This window comes from Syntrophomonas sp. (assembly GCF_028707975.1).
Lineage (GTDB): Bacteria > Bacillota > Syntrophomonadia > Syntrophomonadales > Syntrophomonadaceae > Syntrophomonas.
Genome location: NZ_JAQVZX010000003.1, coordinates 31,334 through 36,673, shown reverse-complemented (window position 1 = coordinate 36,673; position 5,340 = coordinate 31,334). Strand labels below are relative to the sequence as shown.

General features: G+C 45.6%; 7 protein-coding genes. All 7 read left to right on the top strand.

What is annotated here, in order from left to right; translation table 11 throughout:
* Positions 1 to 104 precede the first annotated feature (104 nt).
* Positions 105 to 560, top strand: a complete 456-nt coding sequence (locus tag PHP87_RS00925) for a CBS domain-containing protein (RefSeq protein ID WP_366942868.1) — start codon at positions 105 to 107, stop codon at positions 558 to 560.
* Complete coding sequence (gene alr, locus PHP87_RS00920) at positions 553 to 1,686, top strand: alanine racemase (RefSeq protein ID WP_299917358.1); 1,134 nt, start codon at positions 553 to 555, stop codon at positions 1,684 to 1,686. The genes PHP87_RS00925 and alr overlap by 8 nt, the downstream gene beginning before the upstream one ends.
* A gap of 84 nt (positions 1,687 to 1,770) precedes the next feature.
* Positions 1,771 to 2,040 carry a ribbon-helix-helix protein, CopG family gene (locus PHP87_RS00915; RefSeq protein WP_299917355.1) on the top strand — a complete coding sequence of 90 codons (270 nt, stop codon included), beginning with the start codon at positions 1,771 to 1,773 and terminating at the stop codon, positions 2,038 to 2,040.
* A gap of 8 nt (positions 2,041 to 2,048) precedes the next feature.
* Entirely contained in the window at positions 2,049 to 2,396 is a 348-nt protein-coding gene (locus PHP87_RS00910; RefSeq protein ID WP_299917353.1) for a type II toxin-antitoxin system PemK/MazF family toxin, read from the top strand.
* Between the two features lie 325 nt (positions 2,397 to 2,721).
* Positions 2,722 to 3,492, top strand: coding sequence for a gamma-glutamyl-gamma-aminobutyrate hydrolase family protein (locus PHP87_RS00905; protein ID WP_299917350.1), 771 nt, complete (start codon positions 2,722 to 2,724; stop codon positions 3,490 to 3,492).
* A gap of 289 nt (positions 3,493 to 3,781) precedes the next feature.
* Positions 3,782 to 4,927 carry an amidohydrolase gene (locus PHP87_RS00900; RefSeq protein ID WP_299917348.1) on the top strand — a complete coding sequence of 382 codons (1,146 nt, stop codon included), beginning with the start codon at positions 3,782 to 3,784 and terminating at the stop codon, positions 4,925 to 4,927.
* Complete coding sequence (locus tag PHP87_RS00895) at positions 4,920 to 5,111, top strand: hypothetical protein (protein ID WP_299917345.1); 192 nt, start codon at positions 4,920 to 4,922, stop codon at positions 5,109 to 5,111. Before PHP87_RS00900 ends, PHP87_RS00895 begins: the two co-directional genes overlap by 8 nt.
* Positions 5,112 to 5,340 lie beyond the last annotated feature (229 nt).

Sequence of the window (5,340 nt, the reverse complement as noted above, 5' to 3'; positions counted from 1 at the left end):
CGGTCGCTATTAAGGGTGCTGAGCGGTATATTTATGCATTAGTTTGCATAAAAAGGGGTTTTTGCAGCAGAGTCAAAATTTATACAGGGAGGGAAGTGTGTAAGATGCTAGCTAAAGACATAATGACCAGGGAAGTTATTGCCGTAAATAAAAATGACAGCCTGGAAGAGGTGGCCCGGATTTTGCTGGAAGAGAAGATAAGCGGAGTCCCGGTAATTGATGCCGACAGGCATGTGATAGGTATAGTGACGGAAAAGGATTTAATAGTTAAAGCCAGTGAATTGAAAATGCCTTTCTATGTTACTTTATTTGACAGTATTATTTTTCTGGAAAACCCCATACGATTTAATAAAGAATTAAAAAAATTCACCGCATCACAGGTTGAAGATGCCATGACCACCAAAGTGATACTGGTAGAAGAAGACACGGAAGTGACTAGAATCGTAGAAATCATGCAGGACAAACGGGTTAACCGGGTGCCTGTGGTCAGGCATGGAAAGCTGGTGGGTATAATTTCCCGCAATGATATTTTGAAGTCGCTGGTAAAAAAGAATGGATAATAGAAGACCAACCTGGGCAGAAATAGACTTAACAGCCATAAAACACAATATGCTAATTATCAAAAACAGAGTAAGCCCAGCCATGATAATGGCAGTGGTAAAAGCCGATGGCTACGGCCATGGAATGCTGGAAGTATCCAGGGCCTGCTTGCAAGAGGGGGTGGAATGGCTGGGTGTGGCCAGTCTGGATGAAGCCATTCATTTAAGGGAATCCGGAATTACGGCTCCAGTACTGGTGCTGGGCTTTATTTCGGAGGAATTTGCTGAAGCTGCGGTTGAACACGAGATAAGCGCAACGGTTTTTTCATTTTCCTTTGCGCGGGCTCTTTCCCAGGCTGCAGGTCGGCTTTCCCGGACAGCCCGGGTGCATATTAAGGTTGATACCGGAATGGGGCGTTTGGGTTTTGCCCCGATCCCACAATCAATCGCATTGGTACAAGAAATTGCGGCCATGCCAGGAATCGAAGTGCAAGGAATATTTACCCACTTTGCAGATGCTGATACCATTGACAAGAGCTTCACTTATGAACAGCTCAGGATATTCTCCAAATTTGTAAAGAGCTTGGAGGAAGGGGGTCTATCAATTCCCCTAAAGCATTGTTCCAACAGTGCTGCTCTTTTGGATATCCCTGAAGCCCGTCTGAATATGGTGAGAGCAGGAATTGTTATCTACGGTCTTTATCCTTCAGAAGATATGAAACAGCTGGGCCTGGATATCATCCCGGCCATGACTCTAAAAAGCCGGGTTAGTTACCTTAAGGTTTTGGAGCCTGGTCATTATGTAAGTTATGGCAGAACCTTCTGCTGCCAGCGAGCGACTCGGGTAGCAACCGTACCCATTGGCTATGCTGATGGATATCATCGTTTATTGTCCAATCGATCCTCAGCCGTTATTAGAGGGGAAAAAGTGCCTTCGATTGGAATGGTATGTATGGATCAGTGTATGTTTGATGTTAGCGGATTGGAAAGGGTGGAAGAGGGAGACGAAGTGATACTTTTCGGAAAACCATCGGATGGTGTGACTGCGGATGATTTGGCCCGGATATTGGGTACCATTAATTATGAAATAGTTTGTGCGCTTAGTGCACGAGTGCCGAGGCTCTATTCGAAAGCTGGCGGAATGTAATTATTGGATTTGCGAGCATGCCTAGTAATTAACTATAATTAATTAATAGTAATTGGACGGAAATTATTTTTGGAGGTGCTCGCGTTGCCAGCCTCAAGAAGAATTATAATAACTGTTTCAGAAAGCCTGCTGTCAGAGGTTGATCATATTACCCGGGAAGAAAGCAAAAACCGCAGTCAGATTGTTCGGGAAGCCATAAAATATTATCTGGGGGAGCGGAAAAGATTAATAGCCATAGAAAAAATGAAAAAAGGTTATCTGGAGATGGCGGAAATTAATCTAAATATAGCCTGCAAGAACAGCGGAGTGGAGGAGGAAGCCCTGGTCAACTGCATAGAAAATTTGTTGGAGTGATTGGATAGATGATCAAACGTGGTGAGATATATTTTGCTCAACTAAATCCAGTAATCGGGTCAGAACAGGGCGGCGTCAGGCCAGTGGTGGTTGTGCAAAATGATATTGGCAACCAGTACAGTCCCACTACCATTATTCTCGCTATTACCGCCCAGATTAATAAGGCCAAATTGCCTACTCATGTCGAGCTTAAGGCAGCAGTATATGGACTAGAGAGAGATTCAGTGATTCTGGCCGAGCAGATACGGACTATTGATAAAACCAGACTAAAACAACGAATAGCGGTGTTGAATGACGATACTATGAACAAGGTTGACCAGGCGCTGACCGTCAGTCTGAGTTTATCGGAAGTCTGATTACATAATTAAGAAGTGCCCGACAGGGTGCAACCTTAATAGCGACCAAAGGGAGCACCAGGCGTACCCGCAGGGTATGTAGGGAACGATCCCCGTGTCGTTCCGAATCAGGCGCAACAACCTTAATAGCGACTGCAAGGCATTGTAAGGGCGGTCTTCGACCGCCCGCTTTCACCTTCGCCAGCGTTTTGTATATTTATGCAACCCTTATGCAACAAAAAGGGGTTTTGCAGGGGAATCATAAATAAAATTATTACATTTTGCAATGAAATCAAGCATCATTTAGCAGGTTCGAGGCCAGAACCTGTTATTTTTTTGGGAAGACTTGAATTTTGATTTAAGTTGTATTAAAGAAAATGAACCCGGTGATGAGATATTCTACCGGAGAGAGGAAAGGGCAGCAATGAAAGCGATAATAGGAATTAGTGCTAACCATAATGCGGATGAGAGTCTTTATTCTTTAAGGGAAGCATATGTTATTTCCGTTAGAGACGCCGGGGGAGTGCCGCTAATTCTTCCCGCCCTGGATGATGCCATGCTGGTTGACGAGTATCTGGACATTTGTGATGCTTTTATTTTCTCCGGGGGCGGGGATATTGATCCCTTTTACTGGGGAGAAGTTCCCGCAACGGGTCTGGGCGAGATAAACCCCTTAAGGGATTCCTTTGAACTTATGCTGGCCCGAAGACTGTTGCTCCAAAACATCCCTGTTTTAGGCATCTGCCGAGGCTGTCAATTGCTTTCCGTGGCCGCCGGCGGCAAGCTGGTTCAGGATCTGGCTACAGGAATGACTCATGAGCAGAGTGCTCCACGCCATTATCCTTTTCATGATATATTAGTATATAAAGAAACTCTGCTGGCCCGGATTCTGGACAGTTATGAAGCCAGAGTAAACAGCTTCCATCACCAGGCGGTCAGGGAAGCAGGAGTGGGAATGAGGGTAAGCGCCCGGGCCCCCGATGGTACCATTGAAGCTATTGAGAGCACCGATAAAAGCTTCCAGCTGGGAGTTCAATGGCACCCTGAATTCTTGCGGGATGATTATTCCCAGAGACTGTTTCGGGCATTGATCGAGGCTGTGTATGGTGCCAGGTGACTAAATCATGTAAGATAGTGCCAGGCAATAGATGTAGTAAAAAAAGAAGGTTTTGGTTGCTCTTGGAGGATAGTATTATGCGAAATACAATTATTATAGGGCTCCTATTTTTGCTCACGATGTTGACTGCTTGCGCAACAACAAGCCTCGCCTATCTATTTTCAGAATAAAGTATCTTTTTGAGGCTGTTTATATGACAAAAATACAGGCAGATTATACTATCCGGAAGCTTTGAACACTTAAGTTTTGATCCTCATAGGATAATATACGTTGGAAGGGGTATTGTTAATTGATCGCAATTTCTGGTGGAAAGATATTGACCATGGATGAAGCAGGAAGCATAGATAACGGGCTTATATTGGTTGAGGGAGCATTTATCAAGTCGGTAGGTAAGAATGAAAGCCTTCCCCCTGACTGCCAGGTAATTAATGTCGTGGGGAAATATGTCTTGCCTGGTTTTATTGATGCTCATAGCCATATAGGACTGGAGGAGGAAATATACCGGAGCGAGGGTGACGATGTTAACGAGAGCAGTGATCCGCTTACCCCCTATTTGCAGGCAGTTGACGGAATAAACTTTCATGATTTGGCCTTTAGCGATGCCCTGCGGGGCGGGGTTACCCGCTCCTTATCTATGCCGGGGAGTGCCAATATTATTGGGGGTCAGGCGGTATTTTTAAAACATCTGGCGAACTCGCCGGGGGAAATGATATATAAAAACCCCTGGGGGCTGAAGGCCGCTCTGGGGGAAAACCCCAAGCGGGTTTACGGCGAGCAGAAGAAAACACCGCTAACCCGGATGGCCAATGCTTCTTTACTCCGGGAAGCCTTGTATGTGGCCTCCCGGGAAATGATAAAAGTGGAGCGGGAAGCCCGGGAAGAGTACAAACAGGGAGCACTGTTAAAAGTACTGAAAAGGGAAATGCTGCTTTTACTGCATGCCCACCGGGCCGATGATATCTTAACCGCCCTGCGTATCCGGGATGAATTTGACCTTAATCTCATAATCCAGCATGGCACCGAGGCCTTTTTAATCGCGGATGAACTGCGGAAGAGGAATGTAGCTGTGTTTTTGGGGCCTTTGTTGGTAAACCGGGCTAAAGTGGAAATGAAAGAAGTATCGTTTAAATCAGCTTCGCTCCTGGCTCAGGCCGGGGTTGACTTCGCTTTTATCACCGATCACCCGGTGGTTCCAGTAGAGCACCTGCGAGTTTGTGCAGCTCTGGCAGTGCGGGAAGGACTGGATGAAGATATTGCTCTGCAGGCTATAACCATTTCCCCGGCCCGTTTGCTGGGAGTGGATGATGAGTTGGGCAGCATCAGGCCAGGTAAACGGGCCGATCTGGTAATCTTTGATGGACACCCGTTTGATTTTCGCTCCCGAGTTCTTTTAGCTATGGTTGATGGAAAAATATGGGGGAATAGGCGTGAATAAAGGTGATTTATTTACGGTTTATCTTAACGGAGTAATGATGACCGTATGTGTCCTGGGCTTTTATAGCGAGGAATATAGCGGTGAGGATATGGTAATCCTTGCGGTTGTGAACCAGGAAGATATGGTATATCTGCCCCTGGGAGATCTCCAGGCCCTTTTTCCGCGTCTTAAGCAGCTTCACTAAGCCAGGCTATTTCATCTATTTTCCACCAGGATTATACCGGCTTCTTGCAGAATATTGATATCATTGCAAAAAGTAATAAATATTATTTTGTTTGTATAAATATACCGCAACCGGCACTCGATGTTAATTATCCAACTGTGAGCAGGATAGAGTCTAATACTATGTGTCGGAGGATGAAACTACCCTCATCCCTTACAATGCCTTGCGATCGCTATTAAGGTTGTTGCGC